General features: G+C 72.1%; 18 protein-coding genes. 10 read left to right on the forward strand and 8 right to left on the reverse strand.

Annotated elements, in window-relative coordinates; translation table 11 throughout:
• Nucleotides 1-147 precede the first annotated feature (147 nt).
• The 8 genes from WME90_RS34400 (at nucleotide 148) to WME90_RS34435 (ending at nucleotide 7,493) form a co-directional block, all read left to right on the forward strand.
• Nucleotides 148-1,131, forward strand: coding sequence for a lysylphosphatidylglycerol synthase domain-containing protein (locus WME90_RS34400; RefSeq protein ID WP_437276286.1), 984 nt, complete (start codon nucleotides 148-150; stop codon nucleotides 1,129-1,131).
• Nucleotides 1,132-1,418: 287 nt separating this feature from the next.
• Nucleotides 1,419-2,216 carry an acyltransferase gene (locus WME90_RS34405; RefSeq protein WP_437276287.1) on the forward strand — a complete coding sequence of 266 codons (798 nt, stop codon included), beginning with the start codon at nucleotides 1,419-1,421 and terminating at the stop codon, nucleotides 2,214-2,216.
• Nucleotides 2,217-2,231: 15 nt separating this feature from the next.
• Nucleotides 2,232-2,462, forward strand: coding sequence for an acyl carrier protein (locus WME90_RS34410; protein ID WP_437276288.1), 231 nt, complete (start codon nucleotides 2,232-2,234; stop codon nucleotides 2,460-2,462).
• A complete protein-coding gene (locus tag WME90_RS34415; RefSeq protein WP_437276289.1) occupies nucleotides 2,459-3,634 on the forward strand; it encodes a hypothetical protein in 1,176 nt (391 codons plus the stop codon). Before WME90_RS34410 ends, WME90_RS34415 begins: the two co-directional genes overlap by 4 nt.
• 93 nt (nucleotides 3,635-3,727) lie before the next feature.
• Nucleotides 3,728-4,687, forward strand: coding sequence for a GNAT family N-acetyltransferase (locus WME90_RS34420; protein ID WP_437276290.1), 960 nt, complete (start codon nucleotides 3,728-3,730; stop codon nucleotides 4,685-4,687).
• 118 nt (nucleotides 4,688-4,805) lie between these two features.
• Nucleotides 4,806-5,519, forward strand: a complete 714-nt coding sequence (locus WME90_RS34425; RefSeq protein WP_437283697.1) for a pirin family protein — start codon at nucleotides 4,806-4,808, stop codon at nucleotides 5,517-5,519.
• Between the two features lie 317 nt (nucleotides 5,520-5,836).
• A complete protein-coding gene (locus WME90_RS34430) occupies nucleotides 5,837-6,316 on the forward strand; it encodes a hemerythrin domain-containing protein (protein ID WP_437276291.1) in 480 nt (159 codons plus the stop codon).
• Nucleotides 6,317-6,848: 532 nt separating this feature from the next.
• Nucleotides 6,849-7,493 carry a hypothetical protein gene (locus tag WME90_RS34435; protein WP_437276292.1) on the forward strand — a complete coding sequence of 215 codons (645 nt, stop codon included), beginning with the start codon at nucleotides 6,849-6,851 and terminating at the stop codon, nucleotides 7,491-7,493.
• 99 nt (nucleotides 7,494-7,592) lie between these two features.
• Here the strand turns inward: WME90_RS34435 and WME90_RS34440 are convergent, their stop codons facing one another.
• Entirely contained in the window at nucleotides 7,593-8,171 is a 579-nt protein-coding gene (locus WME90_RS34440) for a hypothetical protein (RefSeq protein WP_437276293.1), read from the reverse strand.
• Nucleotides 8,172-8,425: 254 nt separating this feature from the next.
• Here WME90_RS34440 and WME90_RS34445 point away from each other — a divergent pair, with 254 nt between their 5' ends.
• Complete coding sequence (locus WME90_RS34445; protein ID WP_437276294.1) at nucleotides 8,426-10,018, forward strand: S8 family peptidase; 1,593 nt, start codon at nucleotides 8,426-8,428, stop codon at nucleotides 10,016-10,018.
• A gap of 2 nt (nucleotides 10,019-10,020) precedes the next feature.
• Here WME90_RS34445 and WME90_RS34450 read toward each other — a convergent pair whose 3' ends face one another.
• The 7 genes from WME90_RS34450 to WME90_RS34480 form a co-directional block, all read right to left on the reverse strand.
• Nucleotides 10,021-10,446 (reverse strand): STAS/SEC14 domain-containing protein, encoded by a 426-nt coding sequence (locus WME90_RS34450; protein WP_437276295.1) that lies wholly within the window; start codon nucleotides 10,444-10,446, stop codon nucleotides 10,021-10,023.
• A 288-nt stretch (nucleotides 10,447-10,734) separates the two neighbouring features.
• The gene (locus WME90_RS34455) at nucleotides 10,735-11,160 is read right to left on the reverse strand and encodes an STAS/SEC14 domain-containing protein (protein WP_437276296.1); all 426 of its coding nucleotides are present in this window, start codon (nucleotides 11,158-11,160) and stop codon (nucleotides 10,735-10,737) included.
• 99 nt (nucleotides 11,161-11,259) lie between these two features.
• Nucleotides 11,260-11,685, reverse strand: a complete 426-nt coding sequence (locus tag WME90_RS34460) for an STAS/SEC14 domain-containing protein (RefSeq protein WP_437276297.1) — start codon at nucleotides 11,683-11,685, stop codon at nucleotides 11,260-11,262.
• 152 nt (nucleotides 11,686-11,837) lie between these two features.
• The gene (locus WME90_RS34465; protein WP_437276298.1) at nucleotides 11,838-13,502 is read right to left on the reverse strand and encodes an MXAN_6640 family putative metalloprotease; all 1,665 of its coding nucleotides are present in this window, start codon (nucleotides 13,500-13,502) and stop codon (nucleotides 11,838-11,840) included.
• A complete protein-coding gene (locus WME90_RS34470) occupies nucleotides 13,499-14,290 on the reverse strand; it encodes an HmuY family protein (RefSeq protein ID WP_437276299.1) in 792 nt (263 codons plus the stop codon). The genes WME90_RS34465 and WME90_RS34470 overlap by 4 nt, the downstream gene beginning before the upstream one ends.
• Before the next feature lie 81 nt (nucleotides 14,291-14,371).
• Nucleotides 14,372-16,099 carry a hypothetical protein gene (locus WME90_RS34475; protein ID WP_437276300.1) on the reverse strand — a complete coding sequence of 576 codons (1,728 nt, stop codon included), beginning with the start codon at nucleotides 16,097-16,099 and terminating at the stop codon, nucleotides 14,372-14,374.
• A gap of 204 nt (nucleotides 16,100-16,303) precedes the next feature.
• Complete coding sequence (locus WME90_RS34480; protein WP_437276301.1) at nucleotides 16,304-16,678, reverse strand: hypothetical protein; 375 nt, start codon at nucleotides 16,676-16,678, stop codon at nucleotides 16,304-16,306.
• A gap of 177 nt (nucleotides 16,679-16,855) precedes the next feature.
• Here WME90_RS34480 and WME90_RS34485 point away from each other — a divergent pair, with 177 nt between their 5' ends.
• Nucleotides 16,856-19,159 carry an ArnT family glycosyltransferase gene (locus WME90_RS34485; RefSeq protein ID WP_437276302.1) on the forward strand — a complete coding sequence of 768 codons (2,304 nt, stop codon included), beginning with the start codon at nucleotides 16,856-16,858 and terminating at the stop codon, nucleotides 19,157-19,159.
• Nucleotides 19,160-19,183: the final 24 nt, after the last annotated feature.

A 19,183-nucleotide genomic window follows, 5' to 3' on the forward strand; every position in this document is an offset into this window, starting at 1 on the left:
CAGGCGCGTCCCCGAGCCCGCTCCGTTGGGCTTCGATTCGGCCACCGTCACGGGGATTCTGCTACGGTCCCGCCGTTGCGCTCCCCGACCCACACGGAAATTTTCACCGACGCTTCGTCGCCACGCCCACGCCCGCGCGACGGCGATGTGCAGGAGCCGCGCGCGCCGCGCCTCGGCGGACGAGCGCGCCGCGCCCTGCCCTTCGCTGTGGCGGCCGCGCTCGTCGCGTTCGTCCTCGGCCGGCTCGACCTCGACGCCTTCCGCGCCGCCCTGTCGCGCGTCGACGCCCCGCTCTTCAGCGCCTTCGCCGTCCTCTTCGTCCTCGCGCTCCTCGGCGCCGACACGTTCGCGACCGTCCTCGTCTACCGCCGGCTGATCGCGCCCGTCGCCTTCCGCGATTTCTTCGTGCTCCGCGGCGCCTCGTACCTCCCGTCGCTGCTCAACCACCACGTGGGTCAGGCCTTCATCACGGTCTTCCTCGCGCGCGTGCACGCCGTTCCGCTCGCGCGCGTGGCCGGCGCGACGCTCGTCGTGTATGCGTCATGGCTCGGCTGCCTGCTCCTGCTCGGCGCGGTCGCCGTGCCCGCGAACGGCGGGCCGCTCGCCGGGTCCGCCGCGCTCCTCGCCGCGGGCGTGCTCTACCTCGCCCTCCTCGCGCTCCGCCCGGCCCGGCTCGCCCGCACCAGGCTCTTCGCCCCGCTCTTCGAGGCTGGCGTGCGCGGCCACCTCGTCGCCCTCGCCGCGCGCCTCCCGCACCTCCTCATCCTGTTCGCCGGCACCTGGCTCCCCTTCTGGTTCTTCGGCGTGCGCATCCCCCTGGGAGCCGCGCTCACGTACATCCCGATCCTCATGGTGGCGGTGACGCTCCCCATCACCCCGCAGGGCTTCGGAACGCGCGATGTGCTCGCCGCCGCGCTCTTCGAGGGCTTTGCGGCCGGCGCGACGCGCGACGCACGACTGGCGGCCATCGCCGCCGCGACGACGACCTGGGCCGTGGCGCTCACCCTCGTCGAGGCAGCGCTCGGCCTCGCCCTGCTCCGGGGCGTTTTGCCCCATATGGAGGCGAAGAGCCCCACCGACGCTGCCTCTTCAGCGGCTGCCCCCTCCGGCGCCGGGCGCGAACAGACGTGACGCCATGACGCGGCTGGCCATCGCCGCGTTGTCACAATATTTGCTACGCCAAATATTTGCTGCGCCCAATATTTGCTGCGCCAACGAAAAGCCCTACCGTCGTAGGCTCTCGTCATCGCCTCATGGTCTGACGTGAAGCCATTGCGAGACAGGTCGGCAGAGAGAACGTTCGGCGCGACGAATTTCAGGCTATAGTCTTTGGCCCTTGGCGTTTCCTTTCGTCCTTCTAGCCGGGCGCGTCCCGCCGAACATCGCGGATTAAGACAGTCCGCGCCGAGCGACCCTCTATGAAGAACCTGGTTCGTTTCCTCGCCTCCTCCGATCACGACGTCGCCCGCGCCGTGCGCCACGTGCGCCGGCAAGTCCGCGGCTTCACCCTTCCCGCGCCGCGGCCGATCGTGGTCCCGATGCGCATGGCGTTCGAAGCGGCGCGCGAGGCGTACTACTTCGGCGCGCGTGTGCTCGTCTGCGAGCCGCACTTCAAGTCGCACTGCGCGGAGTACGGCAAGGGTGTCCGGACGGGGAACTTCATCCACTACATCCAGGGGCGGGGCGACATCATCCTCGGCGACAACGTGGTGCTCGACGGCAAGATCAACTTCGTCTTCGCCGCGCGGTTCTGCGACCGCCCCACGCTGCGGATCGGCGACAACACCGGGATCGGGCACGGCTGCCGGATCATCGTCGGCAAGTCGATCACCATCGGCAAGGACTGCCGGATCGCGGGGAGCGTCTTCATCCTCGACTCGAGCGGCCACCCGAGCGATCCGGAGGCCCGGAAGCTGGGCCTGCCCCCCTCGAACGACGAGGTGCGGCCGGTCGTCATCGAGGACAACGTCTGGATCGGGGCCCGGGCCATGATCTTCCCGGGGGTCACGGTGGGCGAGGGCAGCGTGGTGTCGGCGGGCTCCATCGTGATGGCCGATGTCCCTCCGTACACCGTCGTCGCTGGCAATCCGGCCCGCCGGGTGGCATCACTCCGGACCGCGCCGCCGCCCGCCGGCGCCGATGCGAAGCGCGCCGACGCCAAGAAGAACGGCGGAGACGACGCGGGGAGGCGCGCGATCTCCGACAGCGCATCTTAACCCTGGAGCTCTTTCATGGCGATCGAGGTGGAGAAGGTTATCGAGGTCATCGTCACGGTCGGCAGCCTGCCTGCCGAGATAAAGCCCGACGACGACATCTACGACGCGGGGTTCTCCTCGATTCGCGCGCTCCAGCTGCTCACCGAGCTGGAGGATCGGTTCAACGTGGCGCTCCCGGACGACAGGTTCAGCGTCGCCCGCACGCCGCGCGCGCTGAGCGCCCTCATCCAGGAGCTCGCCCCGTGAGGCGGGTCGTCACGGTCGAGCTCGCGACGCCTGCGACCGAGATGGCGCAGGAGGAGATCCCGAAGCAGATCGCCTTCCTCTCGAAGGAGATCGCGAACATCCGCTTCGTCCGCGAGGGCGCCGCGCTCGAGTTCGAGGCCCCCGAGGAGCACGCGGGCGACCTCGCGAAGGCGGCCGAGGGCCTCGCGCGCACCATGCAGCGCAGCCTGCGCCAGCTGAAGCGGAAGCTCGTGTACCGCAGCCCGGCGTGCGATCGGGTGGAGTTCCGCGGCGGCGCCCTCCCCGGCGGGATCACGCAAATGGGCCAGGGCCAGGTCGCCCTCGAGGGGCTCCCGCTGCGGCTCTACCGGTACTTCGATCGCTCGCTGGAGGCGCTCGGCGCGCCGTTCTCGCCGAGCCCGATCCTGGTGCCGACGTTGATCCCGGCCGCGACGCTGGCGAAGTGCGACTACTTTCGCTCGTTCCCCCACATCGTCACGTTCACGTGCCACCTGCCGGAGGACATGCCGCTCATCGAGGATTTCCGGGCGCGGCACCAGGACCGGGACACCCTCGACGAGCGGGCGCTCAGCGACATGGCGCAGCCGGAGGTGTGCCTCTCGCCGGCGGTCTGTTACCACGTGTACGCGGCGAACCGTGATCGGGTGCTCCCGCCGGGCGGCGCGCGTTACGCCCTCGCGGGCCGCTGCTTCCGCTACGAGTCGAGCAAGATGGTCGACCTGCGGCGGCTCTGGGAGTTCACGATGCGGGAGATCGTCTTCCTCGGGTCGCGGGAGGACGTCCTCGCGCTGCGCGAGCAGGGGAACGAGCTCGTGGCGCGCTACCTCGACGAGCACCGGCTCGCCGGCGAGATCCGGACGGCGAGCGATCCGTTCTTCATCGCGCCGGACGCGGCCGCCAAGACGTACTTCCAGATCAGCAGCGAGACGAAGTTCGAGATCTCGCTGCTGCTCCCGGAGGACGAGCGCGTCGCGGCCGGGTCGCTGAACTACCACACCGATTTCTTCGGCCGCGCGTTCAGCTGCAATGTCGAGGGCGCGGGCCCGATGCACAGCGTGTGCATCGCGTTCGGCCTGGAGCGGTGGGTCTACGCGTTCCTCGCCCAGCACGGCAATGATCCGGCCCGCTGGCCCGATATCGTCCGGCGTGCACCCGAAATGGCCAACCTCTAGCGGCGGCACCCGCTCTGCGACGCATCGCCGCATCGTTGCACCGCTGCATCGCGCGGTTCCGTTTTTTGCGGGGTTCTGAGAGGCTTCGCGGCCATGCTGCTCGAGCGCGTCGATCCGATCGCCGCGGCGGACGAGGCCAGCCTCGTCCTGCGCGAGGCGTGGCCGCTGCCGGCCCTCCACTACACGGCCGACTACTTGAAATGGCAGTTCGGCTTCCCCGGACCGGCGCCGCAGGCCGTGCTCGCGCGCGAAGGCGGCGAGCCGGCCGGCTTCATCGGCGTCGCGCCGCGGCGCTTCCGCTTCCGGGGCGTCACGTCGGAGGGGTATGTCCTCTCGTTCGTGAGCGTGCGCCCGAAGTTCCAGGGGCAGGGGCTGGCGAGCCGGCTGTACACGGAGCTCCTCGCCGGCCTCCGGGCGACCGGCCTCCCGATCGTGGTGTTCGTGGAGGCGCGATCCGCGCCCGCGCAGCGCGTGCTCTTCAAGGCCGTGGCCGCGGTGGATCTCGAGCTGAAGCAGCTCGCCGCGTGCCGGAATCACGGCTTCGTCCCGCGGGCGAGCGCCGCGCCGACGCGGGCCGTGGCCGCGCCTGCAGCGGCCGTGGAGGACGCGCTCGCCGTGATGGCGGCGTGCGGCGACGAGCGCGTGCTGTGGTCCGCGCCCGACGCGGCTCAGATCGAGCACGGCCTGCGCGATCCGCGGCCGCACCGGCTGCTGCTCGTCGAGGAGGCGGGCCAGACGGTCGGCGCCGCCGCGGTGGTCCTGTCGGAGATCGCGACCGCCCAGGGGATCGACCGGGTGGCGACCCTCGACGCCCTCTTCCTGCCGGAGCCGACCGCCGATCGGCTCGCGGCGGTGCTGCGGGCGGCATCGGAGGCCTTCGCCGCGGAGGCGACCGCGCCGACGGTGAGCGCGCCGAACCTGGCGATCGTCCCCCAGGACCAGCTCAGGCCGGCCGGCGCGCGCGCGACGGCCGCGATCTTCGACGCGTTCGTCGTCCACCCGAAGGGCGGGCCATGGCTGGACGCCGAGGTGACCAACCTCGAGGTCGTCTGACCCGACGGTGTACCTGGGGCATCCATCTACGAAACAGATGATTCACATGACAATAATGCCGATTCACAAGATAGATCGGCGGGCGCATGCTGAGGTCATGACAAACAACACTTCGTCGATGGTGATCCGCCGCTCGGGCGAGCGTGGCTATGCCGACCACGGGTGGCTGCAATCGTTCCACACGTTCTCGTTCGCCGACTACCAGGACCCGGATCACATGGGCTTCCGCGCGCTGCGGGTCATCAACGACGACCGCGTCGCCCCGGCGCGGGGGTTCGGGATGCACCCGCACCAGAACATGGAGATCGTCACCTATGTGCTGGAGGGGGAGCTCGCGCACAAGGACAGCATGGGGAACGGCTCGCTCATCCGCCCTGGCGACGTCCAGCGCATGTCGGCGGGGACGGGCGTGTACCACAGCGAGCACAACAGCTCGAAGACGGGCGTGACCCACCTGCTGCAGATCTGGATCGTGCCGGATCGGCGCGGGTATGCCCCGAGCTATGAGCAGAAGGCGTTCTCGAAGGAAGAGCGCCAGGGCAAGCTGCGGCTGGTCGCATCGCAGGACGGGCGCGAGGGCTCGGTCACGGTCCACCAGGACGTGAGCCTGTTCGCGGGGCTCTTCGGACAAGGCGAGGAGGCGCGCCACGAGCTCGCGGCCGGTCGAAACGCCTGGGTCCACGTCGCGCGCGGGAGCGTCGAGCTGAACGGGACGCTGCTCGAGGCCGGCGACGCGGCGGCGATCGGAGCCATCGGCGCGGAAGGAGCAGCTCAGTCGCTCCACCTCGTCGGGAAGGGCGCGGGCGAGGTGCTGCTGTTCGACCTCGCCTGAGGGGATGAGGGGCGGTTCTCGCCCCCCCTCCGCTCACGCCATCCTCGATGGGACGGCGGGAGTTCGCGCCCCTGTCTCCGGCATCAGGAGAGGCCTGTTGCCTACCAGGGAGCTCCTGAGTCAAACAGGCACCTTGCAGGAGGCGGCTCGACACACCGCCGTGGTCATCGTCCCTCTTCGCGCCGTCATCCGGCGCGCGTCGCCCCGCCCTGCAGATCCGGCGCCGTGAGGGAGCCGAGCCTGTGAATCTCGATCTGGCGAGCTTCCGCGCGCCTCTCCCGCTTGCTCGGTGGCAGTCCACGCTCCATAGAGATCTCATGGACGCCATCGATCTTCTCGAACGCCACCACCGTGAGCTCGAGCAGCGGTTCTCCGACATGAAGACCGCCTCTTCCGTCACCGCAGCGCAGTTCTCCGCCGCCGCCGACCTCCTCGCCACCCACATCACGATCGAGGAGCAGCACTTCTACCCGGCGGTCCGGGCTCACCGCACCGAGGATATCCTCCTCGAGTCGCTGGAGGAGCACCTGTCCATCAAGCGCGTGCTGGCCGACCTCGTGTCCCTCGACGCCGCGAACGAGACGTTCGGGGCCAAGATCCATGTGCTCGCCGAGCAGCTCGAGCACCACCACAAGGAGGAGGAAGAGAACCTGTTCCCCAAGGTCAGGAAGCTCCTGAGCGACGGCGAGCGCGAAGCGCTCGGGCAGGAGATGCAGGCGAGGATGCGCGCGCTTCAGCAGGAGGAGCCCCGCAAGCTCGTCCTGGACCAGACCGACGCCGCAGCGCCCCTCACCTGAGCCACGCGCTGCCCTCTGGCAGCCGCCCGTGTCCAGGCGCTCCCGGCTCCCGTGAGCGACAGGCCACGGGCGGCCGCACGCGGGGCTCAGGCGCGAGAGCTTCCTCTGTGAATGTTAGACCTCTGTGAATGTTAGACCTCTGTGAATGTTAGAAAAGATACCCCCACGCAACGCGCGCGTGCCAAACCCTGACGTAAGCCAAACGTGTGGGCGCGACCTAAGCCCAGCGAAAGCCCCACGTAAAAAAATGAGCCGCACGCAGGCGCCGGCGCGACCCTATACAAGTCAGCGAAGCCTGGGAAATTCGTCGGAACGAACGCGATTTTCCTGGTAGGAGTTCCCCTACGGTTGTTATTCTAGCCTGCTGCGAGTCTCGTGGCAGGGGTACGGAATGGCCGCGGGAACAGAGCATGCTGCGAAGAAGCCGATGGACAGGGCCTGAGGCCACACGCCAGCTGCGCGGCGCAGCGAGCGCTCTCCAGCGCGCGCGAGCGCTCTCCAGCGCGGACCGGAAATCGTCGACGGAGGTAGGATGACAGCTCGACCTGTACTCTCGATTGACACATCCTTCGACCCGGACAGCGCGTGGTTCGCGGCCGGCCGCACGCAGCTCTACGGGCGTATGGGAGAGCAGTTCTCCATCGTACCGTTCGGGCGCGCCAGCGCGGAGCGGAGGAGGATACTCCGCCAGATCGCGCGCGCCGATGGCACGGGCAATCCATTCCGCGCGATCGTCGTGTCCTCCCTCGGCAGGACGAGCTGCGTTGTGGACGACGAGTCGCCCGATGGCATCATGCTCTCCCACGAGAGCCCGGCGCAGGAGATCGAGCTCTGGGCGCGCGGTCGTGTGCTCTATTTCTGCTGTGGCGAGACCGCGAACGGCCCGCTGTTCGACAAGCTCCTCGACGCGGGAGCGCGCGCGGTCATCGGATTCACGGGGAGGCTCGGCGCCGCGACGGTCGACGGCAAGTTCTTCTGGCGGCAGCTCGATCACGAGCTGGTGACGTGCGCGCTGCACGACCAGCTGGTGCCGGGCTTCGAGCGAGCGAGGCAGCAGTTCCTGGAGCGCACCGCGACGCGCCTCGCGACGCTCCCCGACGGCGCGGCCCGCGAAGACCTCGCGAGGATGACGGATCTGCTCGTGACGATGGTGATCCGAGGCACAAAGAAGGGGTAGCACCTCCTAGCGGGGCGCAGGTCCGTGCGCCACGGGCTCAGCCGCTAGGCAGGCGAGTGAGGCGTACGAAGGTACGCCGCAGCGAGCCGTCGGAGCAGGTCAGTACAGGAAGCACATCCCCGGCTTTTCCTCGCATCTCCCGAGCACGCAGAAGCCCTCGCACTCGGCGTCGCTCGAGCACGCCGTGCGGGCGCACGCGCCGCCGATCGTGTCGCACACGTGGTTCTTCGGACAGTCGGCGTCGGCGGCGCACGACGTCGCCCGGCACCGGTGATCCGGCGCGCACGCCAGCGTCGAAGGGCAGTCGGCGTCCGTCTCGCAGCCGCGGACGCAGGCGGGACGCGGCTGCCAAGACGGCGTACACGTGAAATGCGGCAGGTCGCAGATGACCGGCGGGCCGCCGCCTCCCCCTCCAGCTCCCCCGCCGCCGTCGGCGCCGTCCGTGCCGGCGCAGTCCTCGTCCGACCCGCAGCCGGCAGCATCTCGTACCTCATAACAGACGGCATCGCTGACCCGGTTGCACGTGCTGTTGTCGCAATCCGCCCCGTTCCGACACTCGAGCTCGCCGAGCGCTGCGCCACCGCTGTCTCCTCCTGGCTCGCTGCCTTCGCTCCCGCCACATCCGACCGAGGCGCCGAGCGCCGCACCGAACATCAATCGAAGAAACCAGGTACGCATGGACTCCTGCCTATCAGGCGGCCGTTTCTCTCGAGAAGAGCGCGGCACGATCCCAACGACGGAGGCGCCCCTGCAACTTGCCAAGACGCCGAGGGCGCCGAGAGACCCCGGCAACATCGGTCTTTTTGGCGTCTCGACGGCTGGTATCCCCCTTTGTCCGAGCACCGGTTGACGCTCTGTATCTTTCTCGCCCGAGCGCCGCTCCAGGGCGGCCCTGGTAAGACGCCTAGCGGCCCGGTAGATCCAGGGGAGTGATGAGACACAAGCCATCGATCGTGCTCTCCTCGGCGGCGCTCCTCCTCGTGTCCGCCGGGACCGGCGGCGCCCTCGCCGGCCCGCGCCTTGCCGCGAGCGCGCCGTCGTTCATGGACGGCGAGCGCCGCGTCGCGGTCGAGCGGCTCGGTCCGGCAGCGCTGGACGCGTCCTCGACGCCGCGCGCGCTCGCGCCGGTGCGGCTCCGCTACCCCGATGGCCGGACGGTCCAGGCGAGCGTGGGCGCGACCGCGATCGTGGAGCTCGAGCCTGGCGCGCTGGACGCGCCCGACGCGCTCGGCGCCGCAGGCGTGGAGCTGGTGAGGCCGCTCATGCCCTCGATCGGGCTGTGGCTCGTCAGGGACACCGGCGGCGGCGATGGCCTCGATCTCGCCCAGCGCCTCCAGGGCGCGGCGCGGCCGGCCTTCGTGCGCGAGGCGATCCCGGACCTCCACGTGCGCCTGAAGGCGCGCGGCGCCCCGTTCGCGCCGGACGACCCGCACCTGCCCGACCAGTGGTACTTCGACGACCTCCGGATGCAGGAGGCCTGGGGGCGCACGCTGGGAGACGCGGCCACCTCCATCGTCGTCATCGACACGGGCTGCGACCTCGATCACCCCGACCTCGCCGCGAAGATGGATCCAGGCCTGGACGTCATCGACGGCGACGACGACCCCACCTACCAGCCGGGCGAGCAGAGCGTGAGCCACGGCACGGCCTGCGCGGGCCTGATCGCCGCCGACACCGACAACGGCGTGGGCATCGCAGGCGGCTGCCCCGCCTGCAGGCTGCGGTGCGTGCGGCTCATCGACGACGAGCCGCGGCCGATCTCCGCCTCGGTCGACGCCTTCGAGTTCGCCCTGGAGGTGAACGCCTCCGTCGTGTCGAACAGCTGGGGGTACGCCGACCCGATGCCCGTCCCCAGGGTGGTCGAGGCCGCGATCAACCGCCTGTTCGACGCCGGGCGCAACGGGAAGGGGGCGCTCGTCCTGTTCGCCGCCGGCAACGACGACCGGGAGATCCTCGACGACGAGCTCCAGGCCGTGCGGGGCGTCCTTGCCGTGGGCGCCGTCAACCACCTGGAAGACGCGACGTCGTTCACGAACCGCGGGAGCGCCATCGATCTCGTCGCGCCCACGGGGACGCTGAGCACCGACATCGCCGGGAGCGAGGGGGACGACGCGAGCGACTACACCTCGCGGTTCGGCGGCACCTCGTCGGCGTGCCCGGTCGCAGCCGGCGTCGCGGGGCTGCTCGTGAGCGCCGCGCCCGAGCGGACCGCAGGCGAGCTCTACGACGTCATGATCCGCACGGCGCGGCTGGCGCCCTACGCGATCCCCGACGAGAGCGGGCACGATCCCATCTTCGGGCACGGGATCATCGACCCGGTCGCGGCGCTCAGGGAGGTGCTCGGGGACGAGCCGCCGCCGCTCTCGGGAGGAGGCGAGGGCGACGGCGAGGAGCACGCGGGCTGCGCGTGCGCTTCGGCCGGCGCGGGCTCAGGCGAGCGGCGAGGCCTCGCGGCGGCGGCGCTCCTCGGCCTGGCCGCGGCGGCGCGCCGTCGCTGCGCGGCCCGCGCGCGCCGCCGAGGGTGACGTCACGCTCCGGATCGCCGCCTGGCCCGGAGCGTATCCCGCTGGGCGAGCAGCCACGCGCGCGCCTCGCCTTCCGTCTCGAAGAACTCGACCGGATAGGACTGCCTCGTGAGGAGCTGCACGGTCTTCGCGGCGAGCGTCGAGACGACACGCACGGCGAAGCTCGCGCCGAACAGCGCGATCGCGTCGAATCGCACGTTGCGGAGCTCTTCCGCCATCACCTTGCGCGCCGACGCGGAGATGGTCCCCATGCCGCGCGCATCGGAGAGCACGAGGACCTGGCGGCCGCTGTCCGACAGGCGCCGGCACGCGGCGGCGATCGCGCGCGCCGTGTCGTCCGAGATGTCGCCCTCGATGGCGGTGCACAGGATCCCCTCGGCGTCCTCGCGGAGGGCTGGGTTTGCGTCCTCGATAAGGGCGTCTCTCATGGCGTTGCAGGGTAGCTCGATCGCGCGAGAGGACGACGTTCGCGCGATCACGGGCGTCACGCTGCGACGACCGGCAGAGCGACCGGTCGAGCGTGTGCGTGGCCGTTCAAGGCCTGCGCTCGCGCCGGCTCGTCCGCGGGCCGCGCGAGCGCGTCCGTCCTGCACGCGCGCCCGCCACGGGGGACGCTGGAGCGCCGCCACGACGCATGGAACATCGAACGCGGAACGTTCGGAACACGTGAATACGACGCGCGACCTGTCCCGGCGAGCGCGCCGCGGAGGGTGACGTCACGCCTGGATCCGCCGCCTGGCCCGGAGCGCTTCCCGCTGCGCGAGGAGACACGCGCGGGCTTCGGCTTCCGTCTCGAAGCACATGATCAGAGGGAATCGTTCTGTGAGGAGGTTGATGCTCTTCATGATGAGCGTCGCCATGACCCGCACAGAGAAGCTCGCTCCGAAGATCGCGATCGCATCGAGGCGCGCCGAGCGCAGCCCATCCAAGTACACCTTGCGCGCCGACGGCGTGACCGCCCCGCAGCGACGCGCGTCGGCGATCAGCAGGACGTCGCGCCCGCTGTCCGTCAGGCGCTGGAAGGCGTCCACGAGCGCGCGCGCGTTGTCCTCCAGGACATCGCCGTCGGTGGCGATGAACAGGGTGCCATCGGGCTCTTCGCGGAGCTCGAAGCGCGCGCCCGCCGCACGGGGATCGCTCATGCGCGGCATGGTAGCCCATCGCCGAGAGGCGCGCCCCGCGCCCCGCGCCCCGCGCGCCGGCGCTGGGCCGATGGCGCGCGCCTCGGAGGGCAACGGGCGTCAGGCGCCCTGCCGTCGCGTGGCCCGGAGCGCGTCCCGCTGCGCGAGCAGCCACACGCGCGCCTCGTCCTCCGTGTCGAAGAACGACAGCGGATAGATCTCGCGCGTGAAGAATTGCACGCTCCTCGCGGCGAGCGTGGTCACGACGCGCACGGGGAAGCTCGCCCCGAAGACCGCGACCCCGCTGAAGTGCACGCCGCCTAGCTCTTCCGCCAGCACCTTGCGCGCCGCCGCCGTCAGGGTCCCGACGCGGCGGGCGTCGGCGAGCACGAGGACCTCGCGGCCGCTGTCCGACACGCGCCTGAACACGGCGCAGAGAGAGCGCGCGATCAGGTCCGAGATATCGCCCTCGATGGCGCAACACAGGATGCCCTCGGCGTCCTCGCGGAGGAAAGGGCATGTGTCCTCGGAACGGGGCTCGCTCATCTCGTGCAGCGTAGCGCATTCGGCTCACGGCAGGACGAGCGCTCGCGGAGCCGGCGCGGGAGAGCGCTCGCCGGGGGACGTGCGCTCATCGGGCGCCGCGCGCCGCTCCGCGATGGCCGGTGAGCGCGCCGCCCGGCGCGTAGGGCCCCCGCTCAGCGCCTGCGCCTGCGTCGGCGCGCGGCCAGCGCGAGCAGCGCACCCAGCGCGCAACCGAAGGCCGCGGCGGAGCTCGCGGACGCGGCGGCCGGGGCCACGACGCGGCAGCCGCACCCGCCGTCATCGACGCCGCCCGCTGCGCCCTGGGGCGGCGCCTCGCCGCCGCCCCCATCACCGCCACCGCCGCCGGTGCTCTCCGCTGCAGCCCGGCACGAGGCGACCTCGTCCGGCGCACCGATGCACAGCGTCGGCTTCCGAGATTCGCCCTCTTGCAGGCCGTTCACCACGATCACGGCGAGGTCGTCTGCGTCGGCCGTGTCGACCAGCGCCGCGCCCGAGGCGACGTCGCCGACGCGCACGACCTCGCCGTACGCGCGGCCGCGCCGCGCCGCGAGCAGCAGCGCGAGGCCGGAGAGCTGCGCCGCATCGCCCGCGGGCGCCGCGAGCGCGGCCGTCATGGTCGCGCGCCCGGCGGGGGAGACGCTGAAATACTGCGCCGACGCATGGAAGACGCGCAGCCCGTCCGCGTGGGGCGCGGCGACCTCCTGCGGGGCGAGCCCCCGGTAGCCAGCCCCGGCGGCGTAGGAGCGCTCGGGATCCGCGGAGGATCCGGTGAGCAGGTTCCACGCGGCGAACTCCACGAACGCCTCGGCGAACGTCGTCTGCGCCCGCGACGAGAGCAAGGGGTCGAGCTGCTCGAACCACACCGGAGCCGCCTCGCCGAACGCGCCGTCCTCGACGCGCTCCCAGAGCGATCGGACGGTGCCCTCGCCGAAGCGCTCCTCGAGGAACTGGAAGAAGAGCGCGCTCCCGTAGCTGAAGGGGTCCACCGGGCCGGTGAAGGGCACGTCGAGCGACCGATCGGTGTTCGCGAGGTAGCCGTCGACGAAGCCCTCGAAGTCCTTCAGCGAGGGGTCGAACGACTCGGTCGCCCAGACCGCGGTCCCCTCCGTGATCAGCGTGTCCTGGCCGTGGTCGTAGGCCGCCTGCACGGCGTGGAAGAGCTCGTGGCTCCCGAGGATGCGGTTCGCCGTCAGCGTCGACGGATAGCCGTAGCCGCTGTAGTCGTTCTCCTGGGTCATGAAGCCGGCGCAGCGGCCCTCGGCGCCGTCGGCGCAGGCGTCGACGCGGAACACCCCGTCGCCGACGCCGGCGAAGTCGACGAGGTAGACGTCGAAGCGGCCGTCGCCGCCGTTGTCGGGCAGGTCCTCGTCGCTCCTCGGCGGCCGGAAGCCGAGGACGTCGCGGTAGTGGGCGATCACCTCGTCGTAGACGGCGGCGACCTCCTCGACGAAGTCGGGGACGCCCGACGCGTCGTCGTCCTCGGCGGGCACCGCGGAGCGCCCGTCGCGCGCGAAGTGGACGAGGAAGCTCCCGGACGCCGACGGGAAGGTCTCGACGACGTCGCCCGGATCGAACCGGAACTGGAGGGTCGTGCCGCCCGAGGTGGGCCGGTCGAGCGGCGCCGCGGCGGGCCCCTCGAGCGGCGCCGCGGCGGTGTCCTCGGCGCCGCAGGCCGCGAGCGCCGGCGCGAGCGAGGCGGCGAGCACCGGCGCGAGCCAGGCCGCCGCGCGGCCCTGGCGGCGCCGCGGGGCGGCGATGCGGCGCAGTCCGCGGCGCGACGCGGGCGCGGCGCGCTCGGCGCCGGAGATCCGCGTCACGGCAGGAACGCCCACCGGAGCTGGAGGTTGGCGGCGCCCGTGTCCTCCATCGGGACCATCCCGGTCTCCTGGCACTGCGCCTGGGTCTGCTCGTTGTAGAAGCTCGTGACGGTCAGCTTGAGCCTCCGGCCGTCGGCGAGCCGGAGCACGTAGACGAAGCCGCTCATTTTCACGCACCCGGGGTAGGTCCAGTAGCCGGAGAGCGCGGTCGCCGGGGAGTCCAGCCCGGAGCCGTCGGAGATGAGCTCGCAGCTCTCGGTGAAATACTCGTCGCTGCGGAGCCTCGGCTCGCCGGGCACCTCGGTGAGCCCGTCGTAGTCCGGGGCGCCGGGGAGCCGCGCGGCCGTCACGCAGGACGGCCCGGAGTGGCCGCTGTTGATGCGCACGATGTAGCGCCGGAAGGCGATGTCCCACGCCATGGACTGGAGCGACTCCTCGTCGGAGATCTCGACCTTCTCGAGGCCGGCATCCGTGAACCGGGCATAGACGTAGGCGTCGGGCTCGGAGGCGAAGGCGCCGCCCGCGGTGGCGTCGACGATGGAGCGGACCCCGGCGCCGTCCTGCTCGTTGCGGATCTCCCCGGGCGCCACGGTCGCCTGGAGGTTCATCTGCTGGAAGACCTCGTCCTCGCAAGGCACCGGCGTGGGCTCCGAGCAGACGGGTCCGGCGGAGGGCGCGCCGCCCCCTCCTGCGCCGGCAGGGTCGATCGGGCCCTCGGATCCACAGGCGCACAGGGCGAGGAGGGCGAGACCGGTGGCGGCGACGGGAGATGCAGGCGAGGAGCGCATCAGCGACATCGTAACAAAAAGTCGGAGATGGGGTGCCCGCTACCGCGTGCTCGCTACAGCGTAGTCGTTACGGCGTGGTCGTCACGGCGACGTACGGCGCCGGTAGAGCCACCAGTCTCCGACGTGGTCGACGGGGACGATGCTCAGGTCCTTCGCGAAGAGGTGATCGGCGCCCGCCCGCCGGCGGACGAGGAACCAGTCGAAGAAGGCGCCATGGCGGCGCACGTCGAATTTCTCGGGCGTCCACTCCCACCGGAGCGGTGTGGGCGGCGGGACGACGGCGCCCGGCTCTTCGCGAGGCCTGTAGGCGACGGGGGAGGCGTCCCAGACAGCGAAGTGGAAGCTGAGCCAGCCGCCCCGCGTGGCCTGCACCCAGGCGGGGAGATGGATGAACGGCGTCGTCGCCCGGGTCGAGCCGCCGTGATCGAAGATGAGGTAGAGCAGCTTGGGCGCCTGCGGGATGCGGGCGATGATGGCGTCGAAGTCGCGCGTGCTCTGGTCGAATCGGCGGTAGTTGTCGCGGGCCACGGCGCCGAGGGAGACCGCGCCTGCCGACAGCGCGAGCACGGCCGGCACCTTGAGCCACGGCGATCGCGGCAGGTCCGGAAACGCACCGAGGGCGAGGAACAGGGCCGCGACGATCTCGCGCGGGTAGACGTACCACCAGAGGCCGATCTGGAGCGGCAGGCTCAGGAACAGGCCCAGGAACACGGCCGCGCAGGCGATCGGGACGAGGGCCGCGAGGCGCGCGAAGGCCCGCTGGCGCGCGTCCACGGCGGGCGGGGACGCCGCGTCGGCGACGGCGTGCGACGACGCCGCGTCGGCGTCCGTGGGTGAGCGCGCGGCATCGGCGCCGGCGCCGGCGAGCCGTGCGGCGACGCCGGCGGTGCACACGAGCAACGCGGCGAGCACGAGGCGCGCCGCCCGCTGGGCCGCCGCCGCCTCGGCGGGATCGGTGAAGCTCGTGAAGAGGAGCGACGGGACCTCGTCGAGGCGCTCCCAGTGGAGCGCGGGCGCGATGGGCGCGGCGTGCAAGGTGTCGGTCCGGACCGCGAGCCACGCTGCGAAGAGGACCAGCGAGGGCACGAGCGGGAGCGCGATGGGGCGGAGCCGCCGCGTCGCAGGGAACACGACGATCGCCGTGCCGACCACCGCGGCGAGCGCGAACGGGAAGCGGAAGACGTGCGTGAAGAACAGCGCGACGAGCGCGAGCGCGAGCGCGACCTGCCGGCCGCGCGAGGGGCGATCGAGGAGGAGCAGCGTCAGGCCGACGACCATCGCGAAGAGGCCGAGCGCGCCCATGTGGTTGAGGAAGCCCCAGTGGGTGAGGTTGCACCAGACGAAGACGAGCCCGAGGACGCCGAGGAGCGGGCTCCGCTTCAGGCCGTGGAAGAGGACGGCGAGGCCCGCGGGCAAGAGCGCGAGCATCGCCGCCGCCGCGATCTTCACCGCGGCCACGGGCGGGAGGACGAGCATCAGCAGGGCGCCGAGCGCGTACATGGACATGTACGGGACCGCGAGCGGCTGGAGCGTGAACTGCTCGCGGAAGTGCCACGCCGGGTCGAGGTAGTGCCTGAACGCCGCCATCTCGGCCGCGTGGAACGGGAGATCGGTCATCGGCGGATAGCGGACGACCGCGAGCGGGACGGCGATCACATAGACGGTCGCGGCGACGACGACGACGGCGAGCCCTGCGCCGAGGGGCGCGCGGCGCACGGCGCCCGCGGCGCGGCGGAGCAGGTCCGAGAGCGCGGGGCGCGCGGTGGCGGGCGCCGCCAGAGGCTCCGCCGGAGGGGACGGGGTACCCACGGTGGGCGGGAAGCTACCATCTCGGACCCGAGCCGAGGCCTAGGATGCCCGCCCGGAGAGGTCGCGATATGCGGGCTCCCCTCCCCGAGGGTGGCTCGGTCGATCCGGAGCCGCCCCGAGGGCCTCGGATTCGAGGCGGCCCGGACGCGCTCGTCCGGCGGGTGACGCTGCTCCGGGCCTGAACGGCCGCGGGCCGCGCGAGGCTCACGGGGCCCCAGGCCCCTTCTCCCTCGCCCTGGCGGCACCCGCGATCTGGGCCTCGAGCGCCGCCACGCGCTCCAGCGCGGCCTCCTTCGCCGCGCGCTCCGCCTCCTTCGCCGCGCGCTCCGCCTCGGCGACGGTCGGGAAGAGCTCATCCCCCTCGGGCCCCGTGGCCAGCCGGAGGCGCGCCTCCTCCCCCGCGCCGATCACCCGCAGCCAGCAGCCGAGCACGCGAGCGTGGATCCGGTCGACGTTCGTCGTCTCCACCCGGACGAAGCCGCGCGTCTTCAGCCTCCGGTAGCGCTGCCATCGCACCCGATCGCGGCCGCGCTCCCAGTCGGGATCGAAGATCACGAGCTCCTTCACCCGTCGGATCACGCCCCTTGCCGTCGCGGTGCGCCCGCCGATGGACCTGCCTGTGCGCCTCGGTCGACATGCCCCATCCTACCCGAGCGGCGCGCGCGCATCGACCCGCGCCGCGGCGGCGCGTGGCGCCCGCTCCTCAGCGCTCCACCTCCCCGCGCGGCGCCGCCGTCGAGATAGGCTGCGCCCACGTTGCTGCCCCCGCGCCCCGCCCCCCATCCGACCGACCTGCGCGGCCTCCCCGCCGCGTCCCGCCGCGAGGCCCGCGCGGCGCTCGCCGTCACCGCGCTCGCCACGGCGTGGTTCGCGCTCGCGGCGGCATGGGAGATGTTCGGCCCCGTCCTCGCCGGACACTACGCGTCCTCGGCGAGCGTCGGGATCATCGCGGAGAACATGCTCCGCTGGAAGATCGTCGGCCCCGTGTGGGAGTACACGGCGAGCCGGCCTTCGCCCGGGATGTACTACTGCCACCACCCGTGGGGGATCTTCTGGACGACGGCCGCGTTCATGAAGGTCTTCGGGCGGCACGACGTCATCTGCCGCCTGCCCGCCGTCTTGCTGAGCGCCGCGACGCCGCCGCTGCTCTACGCCATCGGCCGGAGCATCTACCGCCCCGCCGCAGGGGCCGCCGCGGCCGCGTCGTTCGTCGTCCTGCCGATCACGCTGTCGTTTGCGAGCTTCAACGCGCTCGAGGTCCCGGTCATGGCCTGGACGCTGCTCGGGCTCCTTGGCTACGTCCGCCTGACGCAGACGTCCCGGCGCCGCTACCTGGCGGTGAGCGCGCTCGGGCTCGCGCTCGGGATGCACGCCGACTGGCCCGCGTTCGTGCTCACGGGCGGGCTGCTCGCGTTCGGCGCGATCCGGGCCTACGTGCTCCCGAGGCGCGTCTTCGGCCCGCTCCCCGAGCGGCGCTACGCCGCGTGGTGGGTGCTCACCGCCTCCATCGCCGCGCTGACCGCCGCGCTCTACCTGGCCCTCTTCCACCACGCCGGCAAGCTCGGCGACCTCCTGACGAGCTACGGGCTCCGCGCCTCGGGCAACGCCGAGCCGCTCAGCAAGGTGCTCGAGGGGCGGCGGTACTGGCTCGAGCTCTCGTTCACGCCGATCGCCATCGCCGCCGGAAAGCTCGCCGCGATCGTCTGCGCGGCGCGGCTCGTCCTGCTCCGGCGCGAGCACGAGGCGCTGCCGCTGCTCTACCTCGCGACCGCGACGGTTCAGTACGTCGTCTTCCGGCAGGGCGCCGACATCCACATCTTCTGGCCGCACTACTTCGGGGCCTACTTCGCGCTCGCCGCGGCCGCCCTCGTCGAGACCGGCGCGGCGCTCTTCGAGCGCGCCGCCGCCGCGCGGCGGGCCGCCCAGGCCGCGGCGCCGGCGGCGTCGTCGACGCTCACGGCGCCGTCAGCGGAGCCGGCGCTCGCGGCGCTCGCGCTGTGGCTCGTGCCGCTCGCCGCCATCCTGCGCGACGGGCTCCCGGCGCTGCGCTACGCGCGCGAGACGGGCGGGCGCTTCAACGAGCGGGGGCACCTCATCCACTCCGACGGGGCGAAGACGGCGTTCCTGCGCTGGCTCGCGCCGAGGCTGCCGCGGACGCCGACCGACGCGCCCGTCGCGATGCACGAGGGCATGAAGGCCACGTGGGCCCAGGTCTGGGCGCTCGGCGGGCGCGTCGTGACGCCAAACCGACCCCCGCCAAAGGAAGCGCCGCCGCGCGGCGCCTACCTCGCGGACACGCGGTTCATGCTCGACCGCGACCAGGCGAGCCTCGCGCAGCGCTTCGACATCACGGCGGTGGGCCCGTTCTGGGCGCTCGGCGCTGACGTCGGAGGGCGCCCCCCCTCGGCGGGCGGCATCGAGGCGTTCTCGTTTCGCGAGCGGGAGCCGGGGCTCCTCGCCTGGTACTTCGTGTCAGGCACCGAGCCCGAGCGAGAGATCGTGCCGGATCCGTTCCTCACGTGGGAGCTCCGCACGCACTTCGGACAGCCGGCGGAGGCGCCGGCCGCGCCGCCGGAGACGCTGGAGCAGAAGAGGATCGCGCACAACATGGCGCTCGCCGCCGGCGATGGCGCCCGCGCGGCGGCGCTCCTCGCGGAGATCAGCGCCGCGCTCGCGCCGATCGGGGCGCGGTTCGACGACGGCACGGAGCTGCTCGGGACGACGTTCCACGAAGGCGCCCGCTCGCTCCTCACGATCTTCGTGCGCGCGGGGGGCCCCGCGGCGAGCGACGTGGTGCTCGCGGTGCGCTCCCGGGTCGTCGAGCGCGCCCCGCTGTCCACGACGATGGCGGACCCGGTCGTGCGCGACGTCGGCCTGCCGACCGCGATCTCGCCGCAGCGCTGGCGGGCGGGCTTCCTCTATGCCGATCCGGTGCCGATCCGGAAGCGCCCAGGGACGGAGGTGTTCTGGGCGTCACTGGCGGCGCGCGAGCGCGGCCGAGCGCCGAAGCTCGTGGATCGCGGCGGTGCGTCCGAGGTCGAGGTCCTGCGGCTGCGCTGAGCGGGAGCCCGCCGCTATCCCCGT

Source organism: Sorangium sp. So ce375 (genome assembly GCF_051473855.1).
Classification (GTDB): domain Bacteria; phylum Myxococcota_A; class Polyangia; order Polyangiales; family Polyangiaceae; genus Sorangium.